This is a genomic window from Planotetraspora phitsanulokensis (genome assembly GCF_016863295.1).
Classification (GTDB): Bacteria; Actinomycetota; Actinomycetes; order Streptosporangiales; family Streptosporangiaceae; genus Planotetraspora; species Planotetraspora phitsanulokensis.
Genome location: NZ_BOOP01000009.1, coordinates 156,495 through 183,466 on the forward strand (window position 1 = coordinate 156,495; position 26,972 = coordinate 183,466).

Consider the following 26,972-nt stretch of genomic DNA (forward strand, 5'->3'; position numbering starts at 1 on the left):
CTCCTCGGCGGACTCCTGCACAGGGTCTACCCTCATGCCGCCGGTCAGCCCTTGATCGCCCCCACCAGGCCGTTGACGAAGTAGCGCTGGAGGAAGAGGAACAACACGATGACCGGGATCACGATGATCAGCGAGGCGGCCATCACCTCGTTGTACCGGGGCACCTCGCTGGAGATCAGGGACTCCAGGCCCAGCGGCAGGGTGTAGCGCGACGGATCGGAGATCGACACCCGGGTCAGGACGTACTCGTTCCACGTCGGCACCGCCGTGAGGACGGCGACCGTCACGTGGGCGGGCCTGGCCAGCGGCAGGTAGACCGACCAGAAGATGCGCGGCTCGCTCGCGCCGTCCGAGCGTGCCGCCTCGTGCATCTCCCTGGGGACGGAGCCGTAGGCGTTGGTGAGCAGGAGCACCGTCAGCGGCGCGGTGCCGTTCACGAAGGGCAGCACGAGACCGATGTGCGTGCCGAGCACTCCGAGCTGCTTCTCCAGGATCACCACCGGCAGCAGCATGGTGATGCCCGGCACGAACAGCAGCGCCACGAAGAACCAGAAGAGGATCCGCCGCCCGGGGAAGTCGAGCACGGCGAACGCGTAGGACGCCAGGCTGTAGACCACCAGCACGCCGATCACGGTCAGCCCGGTGACCTTCAGGCTGTTGAGGAAGTAGTCGAAGAAGTGCAGCCGTCCCCAGGTCTGCGTGAGCGTGTCGAGGGTGAAGGCGCGGGGCAGGAACCCGCCCTCGAGGATCTCGGTCCTGCCCTTGAAGGCGCCCGAGACCATCCACAGGAAGGGATACAGGCTGATCAGCGCGTACACGAACAGGGCGGCGAAGACGACCGCCCGGACCACGCGCCGCCCGATCACTGGACCCTCCGCAACATGCGGGCGTTCACCAGGGTCAGGAGCACGGCCCCGGCGAACAGCAGCCAGCCGAGGGCGCTGGCCAGGCCCAGGGTCTGGGCCAGCCCCTTGAAGAACGACAGCCGGTAGGCCATCAGCGCCAGCACGTCGGTGTGCCCGCCCGGTCCGCCCCGCGTCATGACGAGGAAGATCTGGAAACCGTGCAGCGTGTCGCGCACGCCGAGCAGGACGATGGCGGCGGTGATGGGCCGCATCAGGGGCCAGATCACCCGGCGCAGGACGTGGCGGGGGGCGGCGCCGTCGATCTGCGCGGCCTCGAACAGGTGGGGGTCGACCGCCTGGAGCCCGCTCAGGTAGAGCAGCGTCGCCACCGGGACGCTCGACCAGACCAGGATCAGGATCAGGGTGGGCAGGGCGGTGCTCGGGTTGCCGAGGAACCCCTGCGGCTGGGAGAGGGTGCCGAGACCGAGGGAGCGCAGGAGCGTGTTGATCGCGCCGTCGGGCTCGAGCACGTACCGCCACGCGAAGTAGATCGCGACGCCGGTGGTGACGTAGGGCAGGAAGTAGACCGAGCGCAGCAGCCCGCGCAGTCGCCGGATCGAGTTGAGTGCGACGGCGAGCGGCAGCGAGATGACCACGGTGAGCAGCGGAACGGCGATCATGACCTGCAGGGTGTTCCACCCGGCCCGGCGGAGCTCGGGGGCCAGCACCGGGTCGGCGTAGAGCAGGTCGAGGTAGTTCTGGATCCCGACCCAGTTCCATGTCGGCGTGAAGCCGTTCCACTTGGCGAAGCTGAGGGCCAGGCCGCTGCCGATCGTGTAGACCCCCATGACCGCGAACAGCGCGACCGCGGGGAACACGAAGGCCCATCCGGTCAGCCAGCCCGGCCAGCGGCGGGGGGACCGCCCCCGGGACGGCTCACCGCGGAGCCGTCCCGGAGGGTCCTGCACGGAGAGCGTGCTCACTCCGTGGCCTTCCACATGGAACCCATGATCTTGTCGAGCTCGGTTCCGGCCTGCTGCGGCGACACCTCCTGGAGCGGCGTCAGCCTGACCATCAGGTCGCCAGGCTTGACCTGGTCGTAGTCCGAGGGGAAGAAGCTGACGTCGGCGGCGTCGTAGGCGCTCTCCGGCGGGCCGGTGAAGTACTTCTGCAGCGCGGCGAGGTCGGCGCCGAGCAGCGACTCGGCGCCGGCGCCGAGATCGGTCGCTGGCAGGTCGAGGGACTCCTTGGCGACGGCGCCCGCGCCCTTGGGCGAGGTGAGCCAGTCGATCCACTTGACCGCGGCCGCGCGGTTCTTCGTGGTGGCCGTGACCCCGAGCCCCGTAAGGGCCAGCGGGGACATCGAGATCTCCTTGTTCGCGCCGTCGGCCGACGGCGGGATGGGGAAGGTGAGCACCTTGTCGGGCGACATGCCGTTCTGCGCGAGGAACGCCAGGGTGAAGGTGCCGCCGACGTCGAACGCCGACTTGCCCTGGGCGAAGGCGATGTCCGCCTCGTCGATGCCGAGCGTGGTGCTCCCCGGCATCCAGTACGGCGTCAGCCTGCTGTAGACGTCGAGGGTCTTGACCCCGTCAGGGGAGGCGAAGCCCTGCGCGGCGCCCTTGGCGAACAAGGCCTGGAAGCGGTCCTTGCCCAGGTAGGCGTGCGCGAGCGGCTGGTAGATCCAGTTGTAGCCGGTCTGGCTCACCTTCAGCCCGAGGGACAGGCCGCCCTGCTGGGAGTCCTTGCCGGTGGTGGCCTTCAGGGCGTCGAGGAACTCCTCCCAGGTCTTCGGCGGCGTGTTCGGATCGAGGCCGGCCGCCTTCAGCTTGTCCTTGTTGGCGTAGACGATGCCGAACGCCCCCGCGGTGAAGCCCACGCTGAAGCGCTGGCCCGCCTTGGTGCTCTTGAACGGCGAGTCGTTGGCCGCGTCGTCGATCCGCTGCTGGGTCATCACCCCGCTCTCCTGGGTGGTGGGCAGCAGCCGCTGCTTCCACGCGCCGGTGACGTCGCCCTGCAGGTCCTGCAGCAGGCCCGAGGCGCCCATCTCGAGGTCCTCGCCGCCCGCGTGCATCTCGAGCACGTCGGGCAGGCCGCCCGTCTGCGCCGCGCTCTGCACCTTGCTGACGAACACGTCGTCCGGGGTGACCGCCTCCACGCTGACGGTGATGCCGGTCTCGCTCTTGAACTGGGCGGCGACCTTGTTGAGCGCGTCGGCGTGGGACTTCTTGAACGTCCACATCGTCAGCGTCTGCTCGCCGCCCTGCTGCTGCTCGCCCGCCCCGCCCCCGCAGCCCGCCACGACCACTCCGACGACGAGCGCCGCGGCCGCGCCGAGCGCCCGCTTCCGCACTGAACTCATGTCGTGTCTCCTTCTGCTCGCGTACGGCTAGCGCCGCTTCTCGAACGCCTTGACCCAGTACTTCGTCCGATCGAGATAGGCCGTCTCGGCCGCCTTGCCCTGCTTGCCGTACGCGCCGGCGAAGGTCTGGTAGCCGAAGCCCGCCGGCGGCTTGCTGGAGGCGGGCTCGATGGAGCTGCCCTCGTGCCACTCGTTGAACGAGGTGACCGACACCCACGTGGGGTCGCCGCCGATCACGGGGTCGAGGGCGTTGGACCACTCCTTGTCGTAGGTGGCGCCGCCGTCACGGCCGAGCGTGGGCGTGGTGTTGCCCGGCACGGCGCGGTCGTCGACGTATCCGGGGGCGACCGAGGGCGCCCAGATCAGGCCGTGCTCCTTGGCGTAGGCGCCGGCCTCCTTCCAGCCGGGGGCCGTGGCGCCTGCGATGCCGTCGTAGGTGTACATGCCGGAGAAGTGCGCGATCTTGGAGGTGTCCGTCGTCTGCGCCAGGATCACGTTGTCCCGGTTGACCTGGTCGAGAGCCGTCCAGTCGGCGATCTGCAGGCTCCAGAAGATGTAGAAGACCGGGCGCCTTCCCTGGTCGGGGGCGCGGAAGTAGGCCGGGTGGGAGCCGTAGGTCTCGTTGAGGTACGCGATGTCGGCGACGACCGACTCGGCGGTGCGGCCTTCGTACGGCTCGATGTGCCAGGCCACCTTGACTCCCCGCTTGGCGGCGGCGTCGAGCACTCCCTCGGCCATGCGGTCCTCGTAGCTGCCTCGGCCCCACCAGCTGTAGACGATGACGCCCGCGCCGCTGCGCTGGATCCACTTCATGTGCTGGGCGACCGCGCCGCTGACGTCGCCGGAGTCGTAGGCGCCGAGCTTCGGGTAGAGGTCGGCGCCGACGTCGGCGGGAGGGGTGTGGCCGCCCTGCTGCCAGTGCCGCCATTCCCCGCCGATCTCGGGGTTGCCGTACCACGGGTAGTAGAAGAGCTGGACCTTGGTCGAGAGCTTCGCGGCCTCGGCCGCCGGCACGGGCTGCGCCCACAGAGCGCAGAGGACCATCACGAGCATCGCGACGATCACGGGGTTTCGACGTTTTGCACGGGCTGACATCGGCGTCCTTTCGTCACTGGCCTGGGGGGTAGATCACACGTGCCGGCGGGACGCGGAAGGCACCGGCCTGGCCCTTCTACCGGGCTGGTTCTTCGCGCAAATCGTTAAGATTGATCCCGAAATCTACACGCAACACAGGGCCTGTCAAGAGTCCCTGTGCGCTCCAGGCGGGACGCCGCGGGCGTCTCAGGCGGACTGACGCCGGACCAGCCGGGCGGGGATGACCACTTCGCGATATCCGGCGGCCTGCCCGGACAACCGGTCGAGGAGAAGCCGGGCGCACGCCTGGCCGATCTCGCGCGCCGGGTTCGCCATGGTGGTCAGGCCGGGCGAGATCAGGCCGGCGGCCTCGATGTCGTCGAACCCCATGACGGCCAGGTCATCGGGCACGCGCAGCCCGCGCCGGGCCGCCGTCTCCAGGGCTCCGATGGCCATGATGTCGTTGGCGCACAGCACGGCGTCGGGAGGCTCGGGCAGGTCGAGCAGCGCGGCCGCGCCCTCTCTCCCCCCGGCCCTGCTGAAGTGCGTGTGCACCACGAGGCGGGGGTCGGCGGGCGCCGCGGCCTCCGCCAGCGCGGCGCGGTAGCCCGCGACCCGTTCGGCCGCAGGCCCCTCGGCCTCCGGGCCGCAGACGAACCCGATCCTGCGGTAGCCGCGTTCCAGCAGGTAGCGGGCGGCCTCGGCGGCCCCGCCCTCGTCGTCGCTGTGCACCACGTCGACGCCTTCCTGAACGAGGCGGCCGCCGAGCCGTACCACCGGAATGCCCGCCTCGATGGCGGGCAGCAGGTCCTCGGCGTGCGTGTGGAACACCGCGAAGGCCAGCCCGTCGACCTGCCTGGCGATCATCTGCTCGATCGCCGCCCGCTCCATGCCGCGGTCGCCGTCGGTGTTGCTGATGATCTCGTCGTAGCCCGCCGGCCCCAGGACGTCCTGCAGGCCGCGGGCGAGCGCCGGGTAGAACGGGTTGGTGATGTCGGGGATGACCAGCCCGATCGTCTGGCTCCTGCTGGTCCGCAGACCGCGGGCGAGGACGTTGGGGCGGTAGCCGAGCCGTTCGATCGCGTCGAGCACGCGCCGCCTGGTCGAGTCGGCGACGGGCCGGCGCCCGTTGAGCGTGTGGGACACGGTGGTCGCGCTCACCCCGGCCAGTTCGGCCACGCGGGTGATGCTGGGCCGTTCCCCCCGGTTCGCCCGCGGAGCCGGAGCGGCCCCGGGAGCGCCGCCGGGAGAGGGAGAGCCCTGGCCGGAAGCGGGGAACCCCTGCCCGGAAGCGACGGACCCGCCGCCGGGCATGACGGGCCCCTCGACTGGCATCTCGCCTGGCATGACGGGCGCGAGGGTGACCAGGGCCGCGGTGAGGCGCCCCCTTCCCTCCGCGACCGCCTCGGCGTCCGGGGCTCCGGCGGCGACGGCCGCCAGGGTCGACTCCCAGACCTCGCGGACGGCGGCGAGCACGACCGCCGCCACGACGCCGGGGGAAGGCGTGCCGGGACGTTCGCCGAACTCGGCCTCGATCGCCCCGGCCAGCCCGGCCTCCCACCCGGAGAACAACGTCCGTGCGTGGGCGCGCAGAGTGGGGCTGCCCGCATAGACGCGCGCCCATGTCGCCTGGTCACGAGTGACAGAACCGCTGTCGGCCGGACCGGAAAGCAGGCCCTCGATCGCCTCCGCGACGGTCGCGCCGGGCACGCGGTCCGCGACCAGCGCGCCCGGCTCTCCGCGAAGGAGCGGCTCATCCTCGAAGAACAACTGCTCCTTGGCCGCGAAGTGGTTGAAGACCGTCTTCGCCGAGACGTCCGCCGCGTCGGCGATCTCGGCCACGGTCACCGCGTCGAATCCACGCTCGGCGAACAGCCTGAAAGCCGTCGCGACTATCGCGTCGCGGGTCTGCGCCTTCTTCCGTTCGCGCCGCGCGATGGATCGGCCTTCGGGGGACATGTCCCGGATCTTACAGTCGATGACTCCTTATGCTCACTGAAAAAGTCCTCAGGATGCCTCCGCCTCCCGTTCGTCCGGGACGGCGACGGGATAGGGGTGCTGGGCGGAGAAGCCCAGCAGGCGCTCGGCCACCCCGAGGTCGACGGGTACGGCACGGCCGGGCATGGGCGCGCGGCGCTCGGACCCGGGATGGAACCGTTCGACGAGCTCCTCCGTCGGCTGGGCTGCCAGGGTGGTGGGGGCGGTGACGAAGGCCGCGTGGTAGCCCTCGAAGGGCCGGGTCAGCCCGAGCCAGCAGGCCAGGGCCGCGTCACGGGTGTCGAGGTAGGTCCACAACTCCTTGGCGCCCGAGCCCGGGTCGTCGGCGTACCGGGCGACCGTCTTGTCGAACTTGTCGCCGGGACCGCCGAGCAGCGGGAACCGCAGGGCCACGACGGCCATCGCGTACCGGCGGGCCATCATCTCCGCCGTGGCCTCGTCGACCTGCTTCGACAGCCCGTACGGATCCTCGTTCTGCAGGGGAAGGGATTCGTCGACCGGCACGTAGGCGGGGTGCCGGAGCGTCGACGCCCACGGCAGGCCGAGCACCGAGAAGCTGCTGGCGACCACCGCCCTGCGCACCCCTGCCGCGCCCGCCTCCTCGAGGACGACGAAGGTCGCCCTGGTGTTGCCGCAGAACACCTCCTCCGGGGTGCCGAGGCTGGGCGCGGGGATCGCCGCCAGGTGCACCACCGCGTCGACCCCGTCGAGCGCCTCGCGCACGGCCGCGGTGTCACCCGCGTCGGCGGTCACCACACGGTCGGCGGGCAGCCCTCCTGGATCCCGCAGGTCGAGCCCGGTAGCGGGCACGCCGCGCGCGGCGAGCACGTCGAGCACCGCCCGCCCCAGCCTGCCGGCCGCGCCTGTCACCAGAACGCGACGCGGTTGGTCGGTCATGCGTTCCCCTTTCTTTGGTCGTCGGCCTTCTCGGCCCGGTCGTTTCGCAAAACGATTTGCCCAGCCCGAGCAGGATGACCCCCACCGGATTGCCTGTCAATGCTCTCCCCCGCGCGTACGCAGGGCTCACCCAGCGTGATCATGCACGTGTGACCGTACGGCAGGCAGTGGAACGACTCCGCCGAGGGGACCGACGCGCCCGGGCGAGGACGCCGTGAACGGCCGAGCTGGAGACCTCAGCCGCGCTGGAGATAGGTCCACGTCTCGACGACGCGGAAGCCGAGCAGTTCATAGAGGGGCAGGCCGTCGGAGCTGGCCTGGAGGAACGCCACACGCGCACCGGCGGCGAACCCGTCCCGCATGACGGCCTCGGTGGCGGCCCTGCCGTACCCCCGGCGCCGGTGGCGCGGCGGGGTCGAGATGTTGAACACCCCGATGTGATCCCCCACGAGGATGCCGAATCCCGTTGAGACCGGCTCGCCGTCCGCTTCGACGAGATAGCCCGTCGCGCCCGGCATGTCCAGGATCTCCGGCTTGCTCAGCGCCGCCATGATGTCCACGGGAGCCTCGAAGCCGGCGGCGAGAGTGTCGCGGTAGATCTCGTGCTCTTTCCCGTCGACCGTCCGGATCGAGTGGCCTCCCGAAGTGAGCGCCACCGGCGCCACCGGCATCGCCATGAGCGGAAGGTGCATGCGGTGGGTGAGCCCGAAACGCGCGGCCACCTCGACGAGCTCCGGAGCGGGCTCGCCGCGCACCTGGATGCTCCACGGGACGGCACCCGCCGTCATCAGGCGGGCGAACTCCGCCACCTCGTCGACGTCGGGCTCGCGGCTCTCGGTGAACACCCCGTTCAGGTGAGGCAGCGGAATGCCGGACGTGATCAGTCGAGTGCCGTGCTCCCCTCGCGGGCTGTCCACCCCCATGCCGACCGTGAGCAACTGCTCGAAGGACTGCAGAAGGGCCTTCGCCGCTCCATCGGCCAAGCCGTCCACGCCGATGTCACCCATGAGGAGACCACACCGCTTTCACATAGTGAGATACACATGGCGGAGATTGGACGGACAAACGTAGCAGATCCGAAAAACACCATGTTTCATCACATTGGCGCACCGAGGAGGGCAGTCACCTCCCGCGGCGGGCGGCCCCCGAATGCATGATCACGGATGGAGGATCCGCAGACCAGGCGGCCTTTCTGCGAGTCTGCGCATGATCACGCCGAGGGGAGTGGGCGGGGGCGGGTGGTCGAGTCGCGGACGACCATCGTCACGGGGAGGAGCAGCGACCTCGGGCGCCGGTCGGGTTCCTCGATGCAGTCGAGGAGCATCCGCGCGGCCTCGGCGCCGATGTCGTGGTGCGGCACCGCCACCGTCGTCAGCGGCGGGCGCAGCTTGTCGATGAAGGGCATGTCGTTGAAGCCGACCACGCTCATCTCGTCCGGGCAGGAGATCCCCCGCTCGGCGAACACGTCGTAGCAGCCGAGCGCGATGAGGTCGTTGCCCGCGACGACGGCGGTGAACCGGTCGTCCCGGTCGAGCAGTTCCCGCATCGCGGCGGCCCCGTCGGCCTCGTTCCAGTGGGCGCACTCGACGATGAGCGAGGGGTCGTCCTCCAGCCCGTGATCGCGGATGGCGTGCCTGAACGCCCTGGACCGCACGACCCCCGTCGAGGTGCTGTGCGGGCCGGCGAGATGCGCGATCCGCCGGTGCCCCAGCTCGGCCAGGTGCCTCACGGCGAGGGCGATGCCCGTGGCGTCGTCGGCCGTCACGCAGGGGACCTCGAGGTTCTCGACCCGCCGGTTGACGAGCACCATCTTGACGCCCTGCTCGTGCAGCGCCTCGAGGAACGGGTGCTCGACCCGCGCGGTCGCGATGATGAGGCCCTCGACCTGCCGGGAGCGCAGGGAGTCGATGCGCACCCGCTCCCGTTCGGGGTCGTTGTCGGTGTTGACGATCCAGGCGCTGAAGCCCTCGGCCTCGAGGACGTCCTCGATCCCCCGGACGATCGGCGGGAACAGCGGGTTGGTCAGGTCGGGGATGACCAGCCCGACCGTGCTCGACTTGGCGGTCTTCAGGCTCCGAGCGATGGGGTTGGGCTGATAGCCCAGCGTCTTGGCCGCCTTGATCACGCGTCTGGCCGTCTCGGCGCTGACGAGACGGCGCGTGCTCGGGTTCAGGGCGCGTGAGGCGGTGGCGGCGTGCACCCCCGCGGCCTCGGCGACGTCCCGGAGCGTGGGAGGCTGAGCCCGCTTGACCTCCCCGGCAGGGGTTAACGAAGGCTGGTTGGGTCTCATCGACCGGGTTCTCCTTCAGGTCGGATCCATCGCTTGCGTCCCAGCGTGGCGAACAGGCCCAGCGGTACGGCGAGAGCCGCCGCCAGGCCGAAGATCTCCGTGTATCTGTGGCTCTCCGCGAGGCCCCCGACGAGCACCGCCGCGACGGCGCTGCCGAGGAACAACGCCCCGGCGAAGGCCGACACGACCGTCGCACGAGCGTCCGGCAACACCTCGGTCGCCCAGGTCTGCAACGACGAGTGCATCGATGCCCAGGCGAGGCCGAGCAGACCCGCGGCGACCAGTGCCATGCCCGGCGAGCGGGACAGGGCGGTCAGCCCGCATGCGGCCGCGGCGGCGAGCGCTCCGAGTGCGATGAGCCGGGACGCGTGCGTGCGGCGCGACAACGCCCCGACCACACGAGCGAACCCCAGTACGGCAACACCGTACACGGCGGTGACGGCACCGGCGACGGAAGCGCTCACACCTGCGGCCTCGACGGCCGGTGGCAGCAGCGTCAGCGAACCGAGCAGGACGGCTCCCTCGACGAACGCCAGCGTCAGCACCAGCCGGGCCGGGCCCGAACGGGCGACGGCCGCCAGCGGGGCGAGCATGCCGGCGTGCGACCGGACGAGTTCCGGGCGCGGAAGCCGTCCGAGCGCGATGACGAGCAGCAGCGCGGCCGCACCGGTGAGGACGAACATGACCCGCCAGGTCGAGAACTGCGCCAGCGCCCCCGCGCCCGTCGAGGCGACCGCCGTGCCCAGCGCCACACCCGCCATGAGAGCGGTGACCTCCCGCTGCCGCCGCTGGGCGGGGACCGTGTCGCCGACGTAGATCAGGCTCGCGGGGACGGCGGCACTGAAGCACGCCCCCGCCAGCCCCCTGGCCACGCCGAGGCTGAGCGCCGACCCGGCGAACGCCGCCGCGGTGGAGCAGACCGCCGCGAGCAGCAGCGCGAGCCGCATGGTCCTGACCAGGCCGAGCCGGTCGGAGATCATCCCCCACAGCGGCTGCATCAGGCCGTACAGCAGGAAGTAGACGCCGGCGGCGTTGACCACCTCCGCCAGCGGCGCCCCGAGGTCGCGGGCCATCGCGATCAACATCGGCGGCATGGCGAACCGGTCGAGGGTGCTGACGAAGGAGACGTACTGCAGCAGCCGTGGCGACCGTTGCCGGGTGGCGAGCGCGGTCATCGTCCCGTCGCAGCAGGCGGGTCGATCAGGCCGCGCGAGGGGTCGAGGGCGGCGGCGAGCACGTCCGTCCCGTCCACGACCGCGGGGATGTACCTGCGGCGCAGCCCGACGATCGTCTCCATCGACTCGAGGTCGGCGACGCCGTCGGCGACGAGGCCCTCTTCGGGGTCCTTGAGCCGTTCGAGGTAGCGCACCGCCAGGGCCTCGGGCAGCCGCAGGGCCTCCACGGCCTCCTCGAGGGTCACCTGGTCGGCGCGGCCCGCCCGGATCTCGCCGGCGGTCTCGAGGAGGGCGGCGGCGAGCGCCTCGACGAGCGGCCTCTTGCGGTCGCCCGCCACGCTCACCACCGTGCCGAGGTACGGCCGGCAGACGTCGACGAGCCGTCCGATCCGCGCCGAACCGGCCGCCTCGGCCCGCAACTCGTTGCCCGCGTTGAGCATGGTCGCGTCGCAACCGCCCGCCAGCAGAGCCTCCAGCCGGCGGGGGGTCGAGCCGAGGGTGGCGATCTCGTAGTCGCCGCGGTCGAGGCCGAGGGACTCGAGCAGGGCGTACAGGCCGAGGGCGAACCCGGAGCCCGGCACGTCGACGCCGATGGTCGCGCCCTTCAGGTCGGCCGCGGACTCGATGCCGGGCCGGGCGTAGACGCCGAGGCCGAGGCCGCGGTCGACGGCCGAGACGATGCGGACGTCGGTGGTCTCGCCGAGCGGGTTGCCGGGGTCGAAGCGATAGGCGACCACGTTGTCCGGGCTGGTGAGGGCCACGTCGAGCTCACCGTCGATCAGCGAGCGGAACTGCGCCGGCGACGAGGGGACGGGCCTCTCCTCCACGTCCAGGTCGTGCTCGGCGAGCACGCCGGTTCGCCGGCTGACGCGCAGCAGGACGGACGGGCTGAAGGCCCCGACCACGAGGTGCCGTGTCACGATTTGGTAGCTCCCGTTCGGCTCGGTTCAGCTGGACGGACCCGCCCATGATAGCCCGCACTCGTTTGCAGCCCACGCGTCGAGTCCCGTCCGACCTCTTGACACTGACAGGATGAAACCGCATGCTGCTGGCCATCGCAATCGTTTGCGGTTAAATCTATGCGGCAAAAAGCTCACAGAGGAGGGCTCATGACCGCTTCATCCCCCAGCGGCAACGAGACCCATGCTAGATCCGGCCTGCGTGTTCCGCACCGGCGCGGCCGAGGTTTGAAAGCGGTGGCGCTGGGCGTCGTGGCGGCCCTGGCGCTCGCGGCGTGCGGAACGCGGCCGTCGGAGTCGGCCGCCGCCGGCGACACCAGCAAGCCGATCGTGGTGGGCATCTCCCTCCCCCTGACCGGCGACTTCGCCCAGCCCGGCAGTGAGGCCAAGCGCGGCTACGAGGTCTGGCGCGACATGGTCAACGCCAAGGGCGGCGTGCTGGGACGCAAGGTCGAGCTGAAGATCACCGACGACGCCAGCAACCAGGACACCGTCGTCGCCGACTACACCAAACTGATCACACAGGACAAGGTCGACCTGCTCCTGGGCACGTTCTCCTCCCTGCTCAACTACGCCGCCTCGGCCGTGGCCGAGAAGAACGGCATGGTCTTCGTGGAGCCCGCCGGCGGCGCCCCCAACATGTTCGAGCGCAACTTCAAGTACCTCTTCTTCGCCCAGCAGGCGACCGCGCCCCACCAGGCCGACGTGTTCGTGGACTGGATCAAGTCGCTCCCCGAGGCCGACCGCCCCAAGACGGCGGCCTACCCCACCCAGGACGACCCCTTCGCCAAGCCGGTGATCGAGTCGATGCAGAAGCAGCTCGAGGCCCTCGGCGTGCAGACGGTGTACAGCGAGGTCTATCCCGCGGACGCGACGAACTTCCAGACCATCGCCAGCAACCTGGCGGCCAAGAAGCCCGACCTGGTCGCGCAGGGCGCGGTGTTCGAGGACGGCGTCGGGCTGGTCCGCAGCCTCAAGCAGCTGAACTTCTCGCCGAAGGTCCTGTTCCAGACCTCCGCCCCGAGCAACGCCGGCCAGTACAGCGACGCCGTCGGCCTGGACAACACCGAGGGCGTCTTCTACACGGTCAGCTGGAACGAGAAGGCCACGACGCCGCTGAACGCCGACTTCGTCGCCGCGTACAAGAAGGCCTACAACGCCGACCCCGCCGAGGACGCGGCCGACGCGTTCGCCTCCGCCCAGGTCCTGCAGACCGCCACGGAGAAGGTCGGCTCGATCGACCAGGACAAGATCCGGGACTGGCTGCACGCCAACACCGTCGACACGATCCTGGGCCCCCTGTCGTGGGAGGCGACGGGCGAGCCGAAGGGCCAGTTCCTCCTCGCCCAGTGGCAGTCAGGAAAGGTCGAGGTCGTGGCGCCGTCCGACGTGGCGACGTCCACCACCGTCGTCAACCCCAAGCCCGCCTGGAAGTGACGGCGGCCGAGGAGTTCCCCAGATGACACATCTAGTCCAGGCGATCGCACTGGGCCTGTTGATCGGGGGGGTCTACGCGCTCATGGCGTCCGGACTCACCCTGATCTTCGGGGTCATGCGGATCATCAACATCGCGCAAGGCGCCTTCCTCATCCTGGTGGCGATGCTCACGTGGTGGCTGTGGCACGAGACCGGGATCGACCCGATCCTCGCGTCGGTGGTCACCACTCCGCTCATGTTCGGCTTCGGCTGGGTGGCCTACCGCCTCCTGCTGTCGCGGATCCGGGGCTCCTCGGCCTCCATGTCGGTCCTGCTGACCTTCGGCTTCGCGCTGGTCATCGAGGGCATCCTGAACATCACCGCGGGCAACAAGTTCAAGTCGGCCACCCCCTCGTACTTCGAGGAGTCGTTCCGCGTGGGGGGCGTCTCGCTGCCCAAGGCGCAGGTCTTCGGCTTCCTCGCGGCCATGGCCGTCCTCGCCGTCCTGTATTTCGTGCTGACCAGGACCTGGACCGGGCGGGCGATCCGTGCCGCGACGCAGAACCCGTCGGGCGCGGCGCTCGTCGGGGTGGGCGCCGCCAGCACGGCCGCCCTGGCGTTCGCCATCGGCACCGCCACGACGGGCGTGGGCGGGTCCATCCTGTCCGTGCTCTATCCCTTCTTCCCCGCGTCGCACTACGACTGGATCTCCCGGCTGCTCGGGATCGTGGTCCTCGGCGGGATGGGCAGCCTGCCCGGCGCGCTCATCGGCGCGGGCATCCTGGGGCTGGCCGAGACCCTGACCGCGACCTACGGGTCGCTGAACTGGTCCACGCTGGTCTTCTACATCGTGATCATGGTCGTCCTGCTGTTCCGCCCGCAGGGGTTGTTCGGCGCCAAGCTGCGCGAGGACACGGTATGAGCCGGCTGCGATCCCTTCCCCGCGCGCACCTCATCGCCGGGCTCTGCCTGGTGTTGCTGCTGCTGTACCCGGTCGTGAACCCGTGGCAGCCGTACCCCCAGGGGGTCATGCTGCTCGCGTTCCTGCTCGCCATCCAGGCGTCGAGCTGGAACATCATCTCGGGCTACGCCGGATACATCTCCCTCGGCCACAGCATGTTCCTCGGCCTCGGCTCCTACACCGTCGGCGTCCTCGCCGTGCGGTTCGGCGTGAACCCGCTCTGGGTGGCGCCGCTGGGCGGGATCACCGCGGTGGTCATCGCTGTGCTGATCGGCTCGGTCGTGCTGCGCACCCGGGGGCACGCGTTCGTCATCATCACGATCGCGATGCTGCTGGCCGCGCAGATCTTCGCGGTCAACCTGAAGAGCATCACCCAGGGGTCGGACGGGATCACCCTCGAACTGCCCTTCTGGGACAGGGACTTCCAGAACATCCCGTTCTATTACGTCTATCTGATCCTGATGGTGCTGACGGTCCTGTTCAGCGCGTGGATCAGGCGGACGAAGTTCGGCACGGGCCTGGTGGCGATCCGCGAGGACGAGGGCAAGGCCGCCTCGATCGGCGTCAACACGACTCGCTTCAAGATCGTGGCCTACGCCGCGAGCTCGTTCTTCATCGGCATGGCGGGCGGCGTCTACGCCTACTACCTGACCTTCATCAACCCGGTCGGGTCGTTCGCGATCCTCGGCAGCGTGACCATCGTGCTCGCCACCCTCACCGGCGGCAGGGGCACCCTCTACGGGCCCGTGATCGGCGCCTTCATCGTCCAGCTCGTCAGCGAGGGGGCCACCGTGTACGGCGGTGGCAGCAACGCCCGCGTGCTGGTCTTCGGCCTGGCCCTCATGCTGGTGGTGCTGTTCCTCCCCAAGGGCATCCTGCCGACGATCGAGGCGTGGTGGCGCCGGCGGCACCCCGAGAAGGTGGAGTACACCGACCAGGCCGGCGCCCTCAGCCGGGTGCCCGTCACGGCGACCGAGCGGGTGCGCGCCGAGATCGCCGCCGTGAACGAGAAGGACGAGGTCGCCCCCGGCGAGATCCTGCTCGACGTGCGCGGGGTGTCGAAGCGGTTCGGCGGCCTGACCGCGGTCGACAACGCCGACCTGACCGTCCGCAAGGGCAGCATCACCGCGTTGATCGGGCCGAACGGGTCGGGCAAGACGACGTTGTTCAACCTCATCAGCGGCGGCATGGCGGCGGACTCGGGCGAGATCTGGTTCGACGGCAGGCGGATCGACGGCATGCGCCCCTGGCGGCGCGGCCACCTGGGCCTGGGCCGCACCTACCAGGTGACCCGGCTGTTCAAGGAGATGACGGTCCAGGAGAACGTCGTCGCCCCGCTGCCGGACTCGCGCTGGCGGACGATGTTCTCCGACGCGGTCCGCGGTCACGAGGCGGCGCGGGCGAGGGAGCTGCTCGACATCGTCGGACTCGGCCGGTTCGCGAACCAGCCCGCCGGCGCGCTGTCGTACGGCCAGCAGAAGCTCGTCGAGCTCGCGCAGGTGCTGATGCTCGAGCCCAAGCTGATCCTGCTCGACGAGCCGGCCGGCGGCGTGAACCCCAGCCTGCTCGGGCAGCTCACCGAGGTCATCCGCGAGCTGAACCGCAGCGGGGTGACGTTCCTCATCGTCGAGCACAACATCCCCCTCGTGCTCGACCTGTGCGACCCGGTCGTCGTGTTCTCACACGGCGCGCCGATCGCGGAGGGGCCGCCCGAGCGGATCCGGACCGACCCGCTCGTCCTCGACGCCTATCTCGGCGACGACTGGCGGCCCGCGGACGGCGACGAGGGCACGGGCGACCCTGCCGACGACCGGGCCGACGACCGGGCCGACACGACGACGCGAGAGGCGGTGCAGTGACGTGCTGTCCCTGAAGGGAGTCGTCGCGGGATACGGCGGAGGCAGCGTGCTCCAGGGCGTCGACCTGGAGTGCGCCCCGCAGACGATCACGTGCATCGTCGGCCCCAACGGCGCGGGGAAGTCGACCGTGCTCCGCGTCATCAGCGGGCTGCTCAAGCCGAGCAGCGGCGAGATCTCCATGAACGGCGAGGCGATCGCCGACCGCTCGCCCGACGAGATCCTCCGCAGGGGGATCACGCAGGTGCCGCAGTCGCACGCGCTGTTCCCCACCATGTCGGTCAGGGAGAACGTCCTGATGGGCGGCTACCTGATCCGCAAGGACCGGGCGCTGCTGCGCGAGCGGCTCGACATGGTCCTGGAACGCGTCCCCATCGTGGCCACCCGCGCCAACGACAACGCCGGGAACCTCAGCGGCGGCCAGCGCCGCATGGTGGAGATCGCGCGCTGCCTCATGCTCGACCCCAAGCTGATCCTGCTCGACGAGCCGTCACTGGGGCTCGACCCGCGCAGCCTGGCGGGGGTGGCCGGCCTGATCAACGAGCTCAACCAGGCCGGCACGACGGTGCTGCTGGTCGAGCAGAACGTACGGCTCGGGCTCGGCCTGGCCACCCACGGCGTCGTCATGGAGGGCGGCAAGGTCCGGCTCACCGGCACGGCCACCGCGATCAAGGACGACCCGGAGATCGCGTCGCTGTATCTGGGCGGCGCGAGCGGCTCGTCCCCGGGCGGTCCGTCCTCCGGTGGCCCGTCCTCCGGTGGCCCGAAGACGGAGACGACCAGCGTCTGACCGGGCGGTGGGCCCGGTCGGACGCCGGTCGTCTCAGATCGGGCCCATCACCTTCGCGGGATCGATCCCGAGGTCGGTCAGCACGGTCCGGGCGGCGTTGCGCCCGGGCCTGCCGGAGACCGATCCCCCGGGATGGGTCGTGGCGCCGGTGAGGAACAGGCGGGGAATGGAAGATCGGTACGAGAGCCAGCCGGGGATCACCTCCCCGGACGGCGTCAGGAACTCACCACCGTGGCAGGAGCCACCGAGGTTGTGCACGTTGTGGGCGGCGACGTCGACCGGCGACTCCGCGCGCATCGCGAGGATGTTCTCCGGTTCGAGCCCGGTGGTCCTGGCGCGGACCAGGCCGACCAGCGCCTCCGCGTGCTCGTCCTTGCTCTCCGCCCACGAGCGGCCGTCCGCGCGTTCGTACGGCGCGATCGTGAGGATCTTGAACGTGGCGCCGCCGTCCGGCGCGCGGCCGGGATCGACCACGGTCTGGTCGACCACGAGCAACCAGGGGTCGCTCGCGTCGGGCTCTCCGCGCTCGAAGGCCTCCATCTGGCGGGCGATGCCCTCCGTGGTGCCGAACCCCGCCGCCGCGCTCGCGACCGGCCCGCCCTTCGAGGTGACGGCGATGTCGCGGCGCAGCGCGGCATGGACGGCGAAGACGCTGAGCCCCGGCCGCCAGGTGTCCCTGGCCCGCACGAGATCGGCGGGGGCCTCGGCGCCGGTCAGCATTCCGGCGAGGCGGGCCAGATGCGCGCTGGAGACCACCGCCTCCCTGGCCCGCACCTCGCGGCCGTCGGCCGTGCGGACCGCGACGGCCCGGCCCGCCTCGACCTCGATCGAGGAAACCGGCGCCGAGCAGACGACCCGGCCGCCGTGGGCCTCGATCTGGCGGATCAGCGCCTGGGGAAGCGCGCTCGACCCGCCGATCGGTGTGGTCCAGCCGAAGTTGAGACGGCCCGCCGTGATCGAGGCGGGCAGGACGCCGGTGCCCGGCCTGCGCGGGTCCTGGATGGTCGCCAGCGCCAGCCACACCATGAACGAGCGGACGACCGGGTTCTCGAACCGCTCGTGCACGACGTCCCAGGCGGACCGGCGGCGCAGGGCCTGGTATCGCCCGGCCGCGTCCCCGTCGCCCGGAGGCAGGTCAGAGCTCCATCGGGCGTGCTCGGCTGCCAGGCCGTCCGACCACTCCCCCATCAGCCGCCTGAAGGCCTCCGCGTCGGCGCGGGACCAGCGGGCGATCTCGTCGGCGGTAGCGCCGAGGTCGCACCGCATCACCAGCGCGTCGCCGTCGGCCTGGGGCAGCACGACGGCGGGGTCGGTCATCGTGTACTCGAGTCCGTACGTGCCGAGCAGGCCGAGCTCGTCGTCTCTGATCAGCGGGTTGGACTGGATCAGCACGTGCGCGCTGGAGCACGAGTCGTGCGCGAAGCCCGGCAGCGTCAGCTCCTCGGTGACGGTGTCGCCGCCGGGGACGTCCCTCGCCTCGACGACGAGCACCTCCAGCCCGGCGGCGGCCAGGTATCCCGCGCACACCAGGCCGTTGTGGCCCGCCCCGACGACGACCACGTCGGCCGAGCCGGGCAGGTCGTTTCCGTTCGCCGCATCCATCGACGCCTCACCAGTCTTCCCATCGGGATCAAACGGCTGATTCCTTGACAGTTCACCCACAATGAGCGAGATTGCACTCGTTTGCAAGACGCCAGAAAGCAGGACGACATGGACGATCGAGTCGCCTCAGCCATCGCCCACTGGGGCCCCCGATTCACCACGAATGGTGTGACGGTCCACGACTTCCAACGGGTCACGCGAGGCCTGGAGAACTGGGCCGACTGGTGTTCGGCCTGGTCGAAGGTCGCCGCCGAGCACGAGGGCCTCGGCCGTGACGCGCTCGCGGCCGAGCGGCTCCTGTCCGCGGGCCAGCACCTCTCGCGCGCCGCCGTCTACTACCACTTCGCGAAGTTCGTCTTCGTCGACGACCTCGACCAGATGCGGGAGGCGCACGGCCGCGCCGTGGCCTGCCTCAACGACGCCCTGCCGCACCTCAGCCCCGCCGGCCGGCGGGTCGAGATCGACTTCGAGGGGACCACGCTGCCCGGCGTGCTCCGGCTCCCCGCCGGACCTGGCCCGCACCCCGTGGTGCTCATGTTGTCGGGCCTGGACTCGACCAAGGAGGAGCTGCGCTCGACCGAGGAGACCTTCCTCGATCGCGGGCTCGCCACCTTCAGCGTGGACGGCCCCGGCCAGGGTGAGGCCGAGTACGACCTGCCGATCAGGGGCGACTGGTCGCTTCCCGGCAAGGCGATCCTGGACGCCCTGGCCGCCGAGCCGGACATCGACGAGAACCGGATCGCGGTCTGGGGGGTCAGCCTGGGCGGCTACTACGCGCCCCGGGTCGCCGCCGCGGTCGGCGACCGGGTGAAGGCCTGCGTCGCCCTGGCCGGGCCGTACAACTTCGGGGACTGCTGGGACGGGCTCCCCCTGCTCACGCGGCAGACGTTCCAGGTCAGGTCGGGCGCGGGCTCGCAGGAGGAGGCCCACGCCATCGCCTCGACCCTGAACATGGACGGATCGGCGGAGGCCATCAGCGCGCCGCTGCTCATCGTCTTCGGGCGCAAGGACCGCCTCATCCCCTGGCAGCACGCGGAGCGCCTCGCGGCCACGGCGGGCGGCGACACCGAGCTGCTCATGCTCGAAGAGGGCAACCACGGCTGCGCCGACCTCGCTCCCTGGCACCGCCCCTACACCGCGGACTGGGTGGCCGACCGGCTTCGCTGACCGCCGACGGCCGGGGCCGGAGGGCGTCTGACCACCGGCCCCGACCGTGAGCGGCGTCATATTGACAGCGATATGATCAGCTCCTACTTTGAACAGCAAACGATTGCAGAGGCGGACCAGATGACTGATTCGACTACGGACGCTTCCGGCCCCCGGGTCGGCTGGATCGGAACCGGCCGCATGGGTGTCGCGATGGCGGAGCGGCTCGCCAAGGCCGGCGTAGACCTCACCGCCTGGAACCGCACCCTCGCGAAGGCGGAACCGCTCAAGGAGCACGGCGCCGCGGTGTGCGAGGCCGTCGCCGACCTCAGGGACAGGGACGTCGTGTTCACGATGGTCTCCACGTCGGCCGATCTCGAGAAGGTGCTCTTCGGCGAGGGCGGCCTGCTCGCGGGCGACCAGGTGCCCGGCGCGGTCGTCGACTGCTCCACGATTTCCACCGAGGCGTCGGCCGCGGTCCGCGCGGCCTGCGACGAGCGGGGCGTCGACTTCCTCGCCGCCCCGGTCAGCGGCAACGGCAAGGTCGTCAGGTCCGGAAACCTGAGCCTGGTCGTCTCCGGACCTGAGGCGACCTACGACAAGGTGGCCCACCTGCTGGAGCACATCGGCAGGTCGGTCACCTACGTGGGAGAGGGCGACCTCGCCCGCCTCGTGAAGATCGCGCACAACCTGATGCTCGGCGTGGTCACCCAGTCGCTGGCCGAGATCACCGTCCTGGTGGAGAAGGGCGGCGTCTCACGGCACGCCTTCCTCGAGTTCCTCAACAACAGCGTCATGGGCTCGACGTTCACCCGCTACAAGTCCCCGGCGTTCGTGAACCTCGACTACACCCCGACGTTCACGCCGATCCTGCTGCGCAAGGACTTCGACCTCGGCCTGGCCGCGGCCCGCAGCCTCGACGTGCCGATGCCCGTCACGGCGATCACGGCCCAGATGGTGCAGGCCAGCGTCGGCAGCGGCCGGGTGGACGAGGACTTCTCGATCCTGCTCGACCTTCAGGCCGCCGCCTCCGGCATCGAGCTCAAGCCCGAGAGCGTCCATGTCGACGACGGCCTCGGCACCCCGCGTGAGGACGGCCGGTCATGACGTCAGCGATTCCGATGCCCGCCCCCGGGCACATGGGGGTCGACTACGAGCAGCGGGTCGACTTCGGCAGGCTCAGGGACTATCGGCTGAGCCGGGCCAGGGCGTCGCTCGAGGCCAGCGAGTGCGGCGCCTTCCTGCTCTTCGACTTCTACAACATCCGCTACGTCACCCAGACCTGGATCGGCGGCGCCCTCGGCGACAAGATGACCAGGTACGCGCTGCTCACGCGGGGCGGCGAGCCCATGTTGTGGGACTTCGGGTCGGCGGCACGCCACCACCGGCTGTACAGCCCGTGGCTCGACCCGGCCAACTGCCACGCGGGCATGCTCGGGCTCCGCGGCGCGATCGCGCCGACGGCGGGGCTCATGGAGGACGCGGTCCGCCAGATCAAGGGCCTCCTCGAGGGCGCGGGCCTCGCAGACGCCCCCGTCGGGGTGGACATCGTCGAGCCGGCGTTCCTGTTCGAGATGCAGCGCCAGGGCCTGACGGTGGTCGACGCGCAGCAGCTCATGCTCGACGCGCGGCAGATCAAGTCGTCCGACGAGATCATGCTGCTCACCCAGGCCGCCGCCATGGTCGACGGCGTCTACCAGGACATCGTCGAGGCCCTGAAGCCCGGCATCCGCGAGAACGAGATCGTGGCCCTGGCCAACAAGCGCCTCTACGAGATGGGCTCCGACCAGGTCGAGGCCGTCAACGCGGTGAGCGGCGAGCGGTGCAACCCGCATCCGCACAACTTCTCCGACCGGCTGATCCGGCCCGGCGACCAGGCGTTCTTCGACATCATCCACTCCTTCAACGGCTACCGGACCTGCTACTACCGGACGTTCAGCGTCGGCAGCGCGACCCCGAGCCAGCGGGACGCCTACACCAAGGCGCGAGAATGGATGGACGCCTCGATCCGCATGATCAAGCCAGGGGTGGGCACCGACCAGGTGGCCGCCGTGTGGCCCGCGGCGACCGAGTTCGGCTTCGAGAACGAGATGGCCGCCTTCGGCCTCCAGTTCGGCCACGGCCTGGGGCTGGGGCTGCACGAGCGGCCGATCATCTCGAGGCTCAACAGCATGCGGGAGCCGGTCGAGCTCCAGGTCGGCATGGTGTTCGCCCTGGAGACCTACTGCCCCGCCAGCGACGGCTTCTCGGCTGCGAGGATCGAGGAGGAGGTCGTCGTCACACCTGACGGTGGGCGCATCCTCACCCTGTTCCCGGCCCAGGACCTGGTCGTCGCCAATCCGTACTGATTCCTGCCACGCGAAAGGCGTTTCCGATGGGAGACAACAGCCAGGCACTCGTGGGCGACCTGCTCACCGAGCTCTACATCGGGGGTGAGGCCGTCCCCGCCGGCGACGGCGGCCGTTTCGACGTGCTCGACCCCGCCACGGGAGACGTCGTCGCCTCGGTGGCCGACGGCACCGTGGACGACGCGATCGCCGCGGTCGACGCGGCGGACAAGGCGGCGGCCGCGTGGGCCGCGACCCCTCCGCGCGCCCGCGCCGAGATCCTGCGCAAGGCCTTCGAGCTGATGTCGGCGCAGAGCGAGGACCTCGCCCGGCTGATCTCGCTCGAGAACGGCAAGGCGCTGCCGGACGCCCGGGGCGAGGTCGCCTACGCCGCGGAGTTCTTCCGGTGGTACGCCGAGGAGGCCGTCAGGGACATCGGCTCGGTCACCACGGCGCCCTCGGGGGCGAACCGCATCCTCGTGGTGCACCAGCCGGTCGGCATCTGCGTGCTCGTCACCCCGTGGAACTTCCCCGCCGCGATGGCCACGCGGAAGATCGGCCCGGCCCTGGCGGCCGGGTGCACGGTGATCCTCAAGCCCGCCAGCGACACCCCCCTGACCGCGCTGGCCATGGCGCGGATCCTGGAGGCGGCCGGCGTGCCCGCGGGCGTGGTCAACGTCCTCCCCGCACGCAGGTCGGGAGCCGTCGTTTCGGCCATGCTGCACGACCCCCGGGTCCGCAAGCTGTCCTTCACCGGCTCGACCGAGGTGGGGCGCGTCCTGCTCAAGGAGGCGGCCGACCAGGTGATCAACACGTCGATGGAGCTCGGCGGCAACGCGCCGTTCGTCGTCTTCGCCGACGCCGACCTCGACGCGGCGATCGAGGGCGCGATGGTCGCCAAGATGCGCAACGCCGGCGAGGCGTGCACCGCGGCCAACCGGTTCTACGTCGAGTCGTCGGTCGCGGACGAGTTCGGCCGGCGTCTGGCGGAGCGCATGTCCGCCCTCGCCGTCGGCCCCGGCACCGACGAGGCCACCCAGGTCGGCCCCCTCGTCAACCAGGACGCGGTGGACAAGGTCGACAGCCTGGTCCGCGGCGCGGTGGACGGGGGCGCGAAGGCGGTCGTCGGCGGCGGCCGGCCGGACCGTCCCGGCTTCTACTACGACCCGACCGTGCTGGTGAACGTGCACCCGGACGCACCGATCCTGAAGGAGGAGATCTTCGGCCCGGTGGCCCCGATCGTCACCTTCGACGACGAGGACGAGGCGATCCGGCTGGCCAACGACACGGAGTACGGGCTGGTCGCCTACGTCTACACCGGCGACCTGGCCCGCGGGCTGCGAGTGACGGAGCGGATCGAGTCGGGCATGGTCGGGCTCAACCGCGGGCTGGTCAGCGACCCGGCCGCGCCCTTCGGGGGCGTGAAGCAGAGCGGCATCGGCAGGGAGGGCGGCCACGAGGGCATGCTCGACTACGTGGAGGCCAAGTACATCGCCGTCCAGTGGTGACCTTCCGTACCGCGTGGAGTCGATGACGGCCCGGCCGGGCGCGACCCGGCCGGGCCGTCGCACCTGAGCACTCCGGCTCAAGATGCATCTGTTCTGAGCGGCGAGGCTTTCCTACGATGTGGGGGTGCTCGCCCTTCTTCGCTCGGTGTGGGACGAGCCGCGTCCCTCCCCCGTGCCGGCCCGCGTCTGGCGAGACTGGGTGCTCGTCGGGGTGCTCGTGCCGCTCGCGGTGCTCGAAGGGGTCCTGCGACCGGATCTTCCCTGGCGGGCCTTCTCGGTGATCGTCGCCGCCGGGCTGGCGCCCACCTTGTTGTGGCGCCGGACCAGACCGCTGGCGATGCTCGTGATCTGCTTCGTCACCACGAGTCTGGTCCCCGCGTTGCTGGGCGGGCCGTCCTCCGAGATGTACACGGCGGCGTATCTGCTGATCCTGCCGTACGCGTTGTTCCGGTGGGGATCCGGCCGCGAGGCCGTGATCGGGTTCGCCGTCATGCTCGTCTCGGTCGGCGTCTCGACGGGCCTCCACGGCGACGACACGGTCGGCGCGTTCGCCGTCATGTTCGCGACCATCGCCCTGGGCGGCGCGTTCCGGTACCGGGCCAGGGCGAGGATGCGTGAGCTGGACCAGGTCAAGCTGCTCGAACGCGAACAGCTGGCCCGCGACCTGCACGACACCGTCGCCCATCACGTCTCGGCGATGGCGATCCGCGCCCAGGCCGGTCTCGCCACAGCGGCGTCGGGACCGGAGGCCGCCACCGAGGCGCTCCGCGTGATCGAGGCGGAGGCGTCACGCGCGCTCGCCGAGATGCGCGCCATGGTCCGCGTCCTGCGTCGCGACCAACCGGCGGACCTGACTCCCGGCCGGGGCATCGACGACCTCGAAGAGCTCACGAGCGGAGGCGGCTCCGGTCCGTCCGTCGCGGTGGAGATCTCGGGCGACCTCGCCGGCCTCCCCCCGTCGGTGGGGTCCGCGGTCTACCGGCTCGCCCAGGAGTCCGTCACCAACGCCAAACGGCATGCGCGTCACGCCACTCGCGTCGTGATACGCGTCGTCGCCGACGACACCTCGGTGCACCTGCGGGTGAGCGACGACGGCGACAGCAGCCTCATCCGCCCGAACGCGTCGCCGGGATACGGGATCCTCGGCATGATCGAGCGTGCCGACCTGCTCGGCGGCACCTGCGCGGCCGGCCCGGATCCCGGCGGAGGCTGGACCGTGACCGCCGTGCTGCCCCGGACGGGGCCGGCGACGTGAGCATCCGGGTGCTCGTCGCCGACGACCAGGAGATCGTGCGCACCGGTCTCACCATGATCCTCAACGCCCAGCCGGACATCGACGTCGTCGGCGAGGCCGCCGACGGGCGGCGGGCCGTCGAGCTCGCGCGGCGCCTGCGGCCTGACGTTTGCCTGTTCGACATCCGCATGCCGGGCATGGACGGCATCCAGGCCACCCGCACCCTCGCCGGGCCGGGCGTCGCCGACCCTCTCGCCGTCGTCGTCATCACCACGTTCGACCTCGACGAGTACGTCTACGCAGCGCTGAGATCCGGCGCCCGGGGCTTTCTGCTCAAGGACGCGGGCACGGAACTGCTCTCCCAGGCCGTCCACGCCGCCGCCGCCGGCGACGCGCTCATCGCCCCGAGCGTCACCGCGCGGCTGCTCAGGACCTTCGCCCGGACGACGACCGGCTCAGCCCCGGTGCGGCCCGTCGAGGCGCTCACGGAGCGGGAGGAGCAGATCCTCGCCACCGTGGCGCGCGGACGGACCAACAGTGAGATCTCCGAGGAGCTCCACATCTCCCTCAGCACGGTCAAGTCCCACATCGCCAGCCTGATGGCCAAGCTCGGCGCCCGCAACCGCGTCGAGATCGCCATGTGGGCCTATGAGACCAACCGCGTCTAGAAGGGCCGCCTGCGGATGACCCATTCGGCCACGGCGAGGTTGATCATCCATCCGGCCCCTAGGAGCAGTGCTCTGGGCACCCCGACGGGCGTCCCGGCGACCAGGACCCAGGGCACGTGGACCAGCGCCTGCGTCCCCGCGCCGACCCCGATCGCGTAACCCCGGGTCATCCAGGCACGGTGCCGGGCGACGTCCCGCCGCCTGATGGCGGCCAGCCCCAGGGCGATGAACACGACCATCGCGGTGCCGAACAGCAGCCGGAGGCCGGCGAGGAGGTCGCCGTCGCCCTCGGGCCGGGGATAGAACAGGGTCATCCACAGGCCCGTGAGCCCCGCGGCGATTCCGCAGGGAACGAGCAGCCGTCCGGCGGCGCGATGCCAGCGGGGCCTCCGGCGGCGGAACCCGCGGGCGAACTGGAGGGCGCCGAGCACGCTGTAGAGGCTGGCGCTGACGATGTGCAGCACCACCGGAAGGGGCACCGCGAAGTACCGCGCGTTCTCCGGCGTGATCGCCGCTCCGCCGCTCAGCTCGGTCAGGCGTGCCGCGCCGGCGACCACCGGAACGGCGCTGAGCATGATCAGCGCCGTGGGGACGACCCATCCCGCCTTCGTGGGGGAGGCCGTCCCGGCCCTGTCGCGGTCGTCCGTCGGCGGGCGTCCCACCGTGTTCTCGTCGGTCATGCCCCCGATCGTGGCCGGTGGGGCGATGGCGGTTCATCGGGAGAAGGGCCGGATCCGGGTCGGCCGATCGTTCGCCAAACGGGCGTACTTTCGGCCGATGAGCCCTTTCTCCTGGACTTTTACAGTGAATTTCCGGCTCGAGACCCGCTCGTCGCCGCCCCCACCCCGGTGGATGAGGAGAAGTGATGAAGGCATTCGTTCTGCGCTCGTACGGCTCCCCCGACGTCCTGGATCTGACCGAGATCGACCGGCCCGTTCCCGGCGAGGACGAGGTGCTCGTCCGGGTACGCGCCACCTCCGTCCAGCCCTACGACTGGCACCACATGAGAGGTGAGCCGTACATCGCGCGCCTGATGGGCGGCAGCCTCGGGCCGCGCAGGCCGAAGTTGGGCATCCTGGGCGCGGACGTGGCGGGGCAGGTGGAGGCCGTCGGCGGGCGCGTCACGGGGTTCCGCCCCGGCGACGAGGTGTTCGCGCAGCTCAAGCAGGGAGGCTTCGCCGAGTATGTCTGCGTCCAGGCCGGCGAACTGGCGCCGAAGCCGAGGAACCTGTCGTTCGAGCAGGCGGCGGCGGTGCCAATGGCGGCCAACACCGCCCTGATCGGCCTGCGTGACGTGGGGCGGATCCAGCCGGGCCAGAAGGTGCTCGTCAACGGGGCCTCCGGCGGTGTCGGCACGTTCGCCGTGCAGATCGCCAAGGCGTTCGGCGCGGAGGTCACCGGTGTCTGCGGGCCGCGGAACGTCGGCATGGTCCGGTCGCTGGGCGCGGACGAGGTCATCGACTACACCAAGGAGGACTTCACGCGGGACAGGCGGGGTTACGACCTGCTGCTCGACAACGCGGGAAGCCGCCCGGGGTCCGCATGCCGGCGGGTGCTGAAGCCGAAGGGGACCTACGTCGCCGTCGGCGGACCCGCGAGCCGATGGTTCCAGCCGGCCGTCCGCGTGTTCTCGGCGGTCGCGATGTCCCCGTTCGTGTCACAGCGGATGGCCGTGGCGGACGTGGTCGCCTGCACGGAGAACAGGCGCAACCTGATGACGCTGACCGAGCTCATCGAGGACGGCAAGGTCACCCCGGTCATCGACAGCTGTTATCCGTTCGAGCAGATCCCGGCGGCCGTCGAATACCAGGAACGGGGGCACGCCTCGGGCAAGGTCGTCGTCACGGTCTGACCGGGCATGCCA

23 protein-coding genes are annotated in these 26,972 nt (G+C 70.7%); 11 read left to right on the forward strand and 12 right to left on the reverse strand.

The annotated features are described in order from the left end of the window. Window positions 1–44: 44 nt before the first annotated feature. The 10 genes from Pph01_RS12635 to Pph01_RS12680 all read right to left on the reverse strand — a co-directional run bounded on the left by Pph01_RS12635 (window position 45) and on the right by Pph01_RS12680 (window position 11,561). Entirely contained in the window at window positions 45–866 is an 822-nt protein-coding gene (locus Pph01_RS12635; RefSeq protein WP_204073246.1) for a carbohydrate ABC transporter permease, read from the reverse strand. Further along, window positions 863–1,828: a carbohydrate ABC transporter permease gene (locus tag Pph01_RS12640; RefSeq protein WP_204073247.1), complete on the reverse strand. Its 966-nt coding sequence runs from the start codon at window positions 1,826–1,828 to the stop codon at window positions 863–865. The genes Pph01_RS12635 and Pph01_RS12640 overlap by 4 nt, the downstream gene beginning before the upstream one ends. Continuing rightward, window positions 1,825–3,207, reverse strand: a complete 1,383-nt coding sequence (locus Pph01_RS12645) for an ABC transporter substrate-binding protein (protein ID WP_204073248.1) — start codon at window positions 3,205–3,207, stop codon at window positions 1,825–1,827. The genes Pph01_RS12640 and Pph01_RS12645 overlap by 4 nt, the downstream gene beginning before the upstream one ends. A gap of 27 nt (window positions 3,208–3,234) precedes the next feature. Next, on the reverse strand, window positions 3,235–4,302 hold the full coding sequence (locus Pph01_RS12650; protein WP_204073249.1) for a glycoside hydrolase family 99 protein: 1,068 nt from the start codon (window positions 4,300–4,302) through the stop codon (window positions 3,235–3,237). Between the two features lie 186 nt (window positions 4,303–4,488). Continuing rightward, window positions 4,489–6,240 carry a substrate-binding domain-containing protein gene (locus tag Pph01_RS12655; RefSeq protein ID WP_204073250.1) on the reverse strand — a complete coding sequence of 584 codons (1,752 nt, stop codon included), beginning with the start codon at window positions 6,238–6,240 and terminating at the stop codon, window positions 4,489–4,491. A gap of 48 nt (window positions 6,241–6,288) precedes the next feature. Then, window positions 6,289–7,176 (reverse strand): NAD-dependent epimerase/dehydratase family protein, encoded by an 888-nt coding sequence (locus Pph01_RS12660; RefSeq protein ID WP_204073251.1) that lies wholly within the window; start codon window positions 7,174–7,176, stop codon window positions 6,289–6,291. A gap of 236 nt (window positions 7,177–7,412) precedes the next feature. Beyond that, on the reverse strand, window positions 7,413–8,183 hold the full coding sequence (locus Pph01_RS12665) for a GNAT family N-acetyltransferase (RefSeq protein ID WP_204073252.1): 771 nt from the start codon (window positions 8,181–8,183) through the stop codon (window positions 7,413–7,415). A 203-nt stretch (window positions 8,184–8,386) separates the two neighbouring features. Then, the gene (locus tag Pph01_RS12670; protein WP_204073253.1) at window positions 8,387–9,466 is read right to left on the reverse strand and encodes a LacI family DNA-binding transcriptional regulator; all 1,080 of its coding nucleotides are present in this window, start codon (window positions 9,464–9,466) and stop codon (window positions 8,387–8,389) included. After that, a complete protein-coding gene (locus tag Pph01_RS12675; protein WP_204073254.1) occupies window positions 9,463–10,641 on the reverse strand; it encodes an MFS transporter in 1,179 nt (392 codons plus the stop codon). Before Pph01_RS12675 ends, Pph01_RS12670 begins: the two co-directional genes overlap by 4 nt. Then, the gene (locus tag Pph01_RS12680; RefSeq protein WP_204073255.1) at window positions 10,638–11,561 is read right to left on the reverse strand and encodes an ABC transporter substrate-binding protein; all 924 of its coding nucleotides are present in this window, start codon (window positions 11,559–11,561) and stop codon (window positions 10,638–10,640) included. Before Pph01_RS12680 ends, Pph01_RS12675 begins: the two co-directional genes overlap by 4 nt. Before the next feature lie 189 nt (window positions 11,562–11,750). Here Pph01_RS12680 and Pph01_RS12685 point away from each other — a divergent pair, with 189 nt between their 5' ends. From Pph01_RS12685 to Pph01_RS12700, 4 genes are read left to right on the forward strand one after another with little or no spacing between them, the layout of a single operon-like run. Further along, entirely contained in the window at window positions 11,751–13,037 is a 1,287-nt protein-coding gene (locus Pph01_RS12685) for an amino acid ABC transporter substrate-binding protein (RefSeq protein WP_204073256.1), read from the forward strand. Between the two features lie 22 nt (window positions 13,038–13,059). Beyond that, entirely contained in the window at window positions 13,060–13,938 is an 879-nt protein-coding gene (locus Pph01_RS12690) for a branched-chain amino acid ABC transporter permease (protein ID WP_204073257.1), read from the forward strand. Next, window positions 13,935–15,836, forward strand: coding sequence for a branched-chain amino acid ABC transporter ATP-binding protein/permease (locus Pph01_RS12695; protein WP_204073258.1), 1,902 nt, complete (start codon window positions 13,935–13,937; stop codon window positions 15,834–15,836). The genes Pph01_RS12690 and Pph01_RS12695 overlap by 4 nt, the downstream gene beginning before the upstream one ends. Window position 15,837: 1 nt before the next feature. Next, complete coding sequence (locus Pph01_RS12700; RefSeq protein WP_204073259.1) at window positions 15,838–16,623, forward strand: ABC transporter ATP-binding protein; 786 nt, start codon at window positions 15,838–15,840, stop codon at window positions 16,621–16,623. 33 nt (window positions 16,624–16,656) lie between these two features. On the opposite strand, the gene Pph01_RS12705 is transcribed toward Pph01_RS12700, so the two are convergent. Then, a complete protein-coding gene (locus Pph01_RS12705; protein ID WP_204073260.1) occupies window positions 16,657–18,225 on the reverse strand; it encodes a phytoene desaturase family protein in 1,569 nt (522 codons plus the stop codon). Window positions 18,226–18,333: 108 nt separating this feature from the next. Here Pph01_RS12705 and Pph01_RS12710 point away from each other — a divergent pair, with 108 nt between their 5' ends. The 6 genes from Pph01_RS12710 (at window position 18,334) to Pph01_RS12735 (ending at window position 25,108) form a co-directional block, all read left to right on the forward strand. Further along, window positions 18,334–19,392, forward strand: a complete 1,059-nt coding sequence (locus tag Pph01_RS12710) for an alpha/beta hydrolase family protein (protein ID WP_204073261.1) — start codon at window positions 18,334–18,336, stop codon at window positions 19,390–19,392. Between the two features lie 120 nt (window positions 19,393–19,512). Further along, window positions 19,513–20,478, forward strand: coding sequence for an NAD(P)-dependent oxidoreductase (locus Pph01_RS12715; protein ID WP_204073262.1), 966 nt, complete (start codon window positions 19,513–19,515; stop codon window positions 20,476–20,478). After that, window positions 20,475–21,719: a M24 family metallopeptidase gene (locus tag Pph01_RS12720; protein WP_204073263.1), complete on the forward strand. Its 1,245-nt coding sequence runs from the start codon at window positions 20,475–20,477 to the stop codon at window positions 21,717–21,719. Before Pph01_RS12715 ends, Pph01_RS12720 begins: the two co-directional genes overlap by 4 nt. A gap of 26 nt (window positions 21,720–21,745) precedes the next feature. Further along, window positions 21,746–23,206, forward strand: a complete 1,461-nt coding sequence (locus tag Pph01_RS12725) for an NAD-dependent succinate-semialdehyde dehydrogenase (protein WP_204073264.1) — start codon at window positions 21,746–21,748, stop codon at window positions 23,204–23,206. 124 nt (window positions 23,207–23,330) lie between these two features. Continuing rightward, window positions 23,331–24,461: a sensor histidine kinase gene (locus Pph01_RS12730; RefSeq protein ID WP_239116644.1), complete on the forward strand. Its 1,131-nt coding sequence runs from the start codon at window positions 23,331–23,333 to the stop codon at window positions 24,459–24,461. Continuing rightward, the gene (locus tag Pph01_RS12735; RefSeq protein WP_204073265.1) at window positions 24,458–25,108 is read left to right on the forward strand and encodes a response regulator; all 651 of its coding nucleotides are present in this window, start codon (window positions 24,458–24,460) and stop codon (window positions 25,106–25,108) included. The genes Pph01_RS12730 and Pph01_RS12735 overlap by 4 nt, the downstream gene beginning before the upstream one ends. Here Pph01_RS12735 and Pph01_RS12740 read toward each other — a convergent pair. After that, entirely contained in the window at window positions 25,105–25,788 is a 684-nt protein-coding gene (locus Pph01_RS12740) for a DUF2306 domain-containing protein (RefSeq protein WP_204073266.1), read from the reverse strand. The genes Pph01_RS12735 and Pph01_RS12740 overlap by 4 nt on opposite strands. A 185-nt stretch (window positions 25,789–25,973) precedes the next feature. On the opposite strand from Pph01_RS12740, the gene Pph01_RS12745 reads away from it, so the two are divergent. Beyond that, a complete protein-coding gene (locus Pph01_RS12745) occupies window positions 25,974–26,960 on the forward strand; it encodes an NAD(P)-dependent alcohol dehydrogenase (RefSeq protein ID WP_204073267.1) in 987 nt (328 codons plus the stop codon). Window positions 26,961–26,972: the final 12 nt, after the last annotated feature.

Excerpts from the sequence above, each read along its gene's own strand:
- Pph01_RS12665 (WP_204073252.1), bottom strand. The coding sequence starts at position 8,183 with ATGGGTGACATCGGCGTGGACGGCTTGGCCGATGGAGCGGCGAAGGCC.
- Pph01_RS12720 (WP_204073263.1), top strand. The coding sequence starts at position 20,475 with ATGACGTCAGCGATTCCGATGCCCGCCCCCGGGCACATGGGGGTCGAC.
- Pph01_RS12690 (WP_204073257.1), top strand. The coding sequence starts at position 13,060 with ATGACACATCTAGTCCAGGCGATCGCACTGGGCCTGTTGATCGGGGGG.
- Pph01_RS12655 (WP_204073250.1), bottom strand. The coding sequence starts at position 6,240 with ATGTCCCCCGAAGGCCGATCCATCGCGCGGCGCGAACGGAAGAAGGCG.
- Pph01_RS12685 (WP_204073256.1), top strand. The coding sequence starts at position 11,751 with ATGACCGCTTCATCCCCCAGCGGCAACGAGACCCATGCTAGATCCGGC.
- Pph01_RS12725 (WP_204073264.1), top strand. The coding sequence starts at position 21,746 with ATGGGAGACAACAGCCAGGCACTCGTGGGCGACCTGCTCACCGAGCTC.
- Pph01_RS12710 (WP_204073261.1), top strand. The coding sequence starts at position 18,334 with ATGGACGATCGAGTCGCCTCAGCCATCGCCCACTGGGGCCCCCGATTC.
- Pph01_RS12745 (WP_204073267.1), top strand. The coding sequence starts at position 25,974 with ATGAAGGCATTCGTTCTGCGCTCGTACGGCTCCCCCGACGTCCTGGAT.
- Pph01_RS12695 (WP_204073258.1), top strand. The coding sequence starts at position 13,935 with ATGAGCCGGCTGCGATCCCTTCCCCGCGCGCACCTCATCGCCGGGCTC.
- Pph01_RS12705 (WP_204073260.1), bottom strand. The coding sequence starts at position 18,225 with ATGGATGCGGCGAACGGAAACGACCTGCCCGGCTCGGCCGACGTGGTC.
- Pph01_RS12740 (WP_204073266.1), bottom strand. The coding sequence starts at position 25,788 with ATGACCGACGAGAACACGGTGGGACGCCCGCCGACGGACGACCGCGAC.
- Pph01_RS12660 (WP_204073251.1), bottom strand. The coding sequence starts at position 7,176 with ATGACCGACCAACCGCGTCGCGTTCTGGTGACAGGCGCGGCCGGCAGG.
- Pph01_RS12650 (WP_204073249.1), bottom strand. The coding sequence starts at position 4,302 with ATGTCAGCCCGTGCAAAACGTCGAAACCCCGTGATCGTCGCGATGCTC.
- Pph01_RS12670 (WP_204073253.1), bottom strand. The coding sequence starts at position 9,466 with ATGAGACCCAACCAGCCTTCGTTAACCCCTGCCGGGGAGGTCAAGCGG.
- Pph01_RS12675 (WP_204073254.1), bottom strand. The coding sequence starts at position 10,641 with ATGACCGCGCTCGCCACCCGGCAACGGTCGCCACGGCTGCTGCAGTAC.
- Pph01_RS12715 (WP_204073262.1), top strand. The coding sequence starts at position 19,513 with ATGACTGATTCGACTACGGACGCTTCCGGCCCCCGGGTCGGCTGGATC.
- Pph01_RS12645 (WP_204073248.1), bottom strand. The coding sequence starts at position 3,207 with ATGAGTTCAGTGCGGAAGCGGGCGCTCGGCGCGGCCGCGGCGCTCGTC.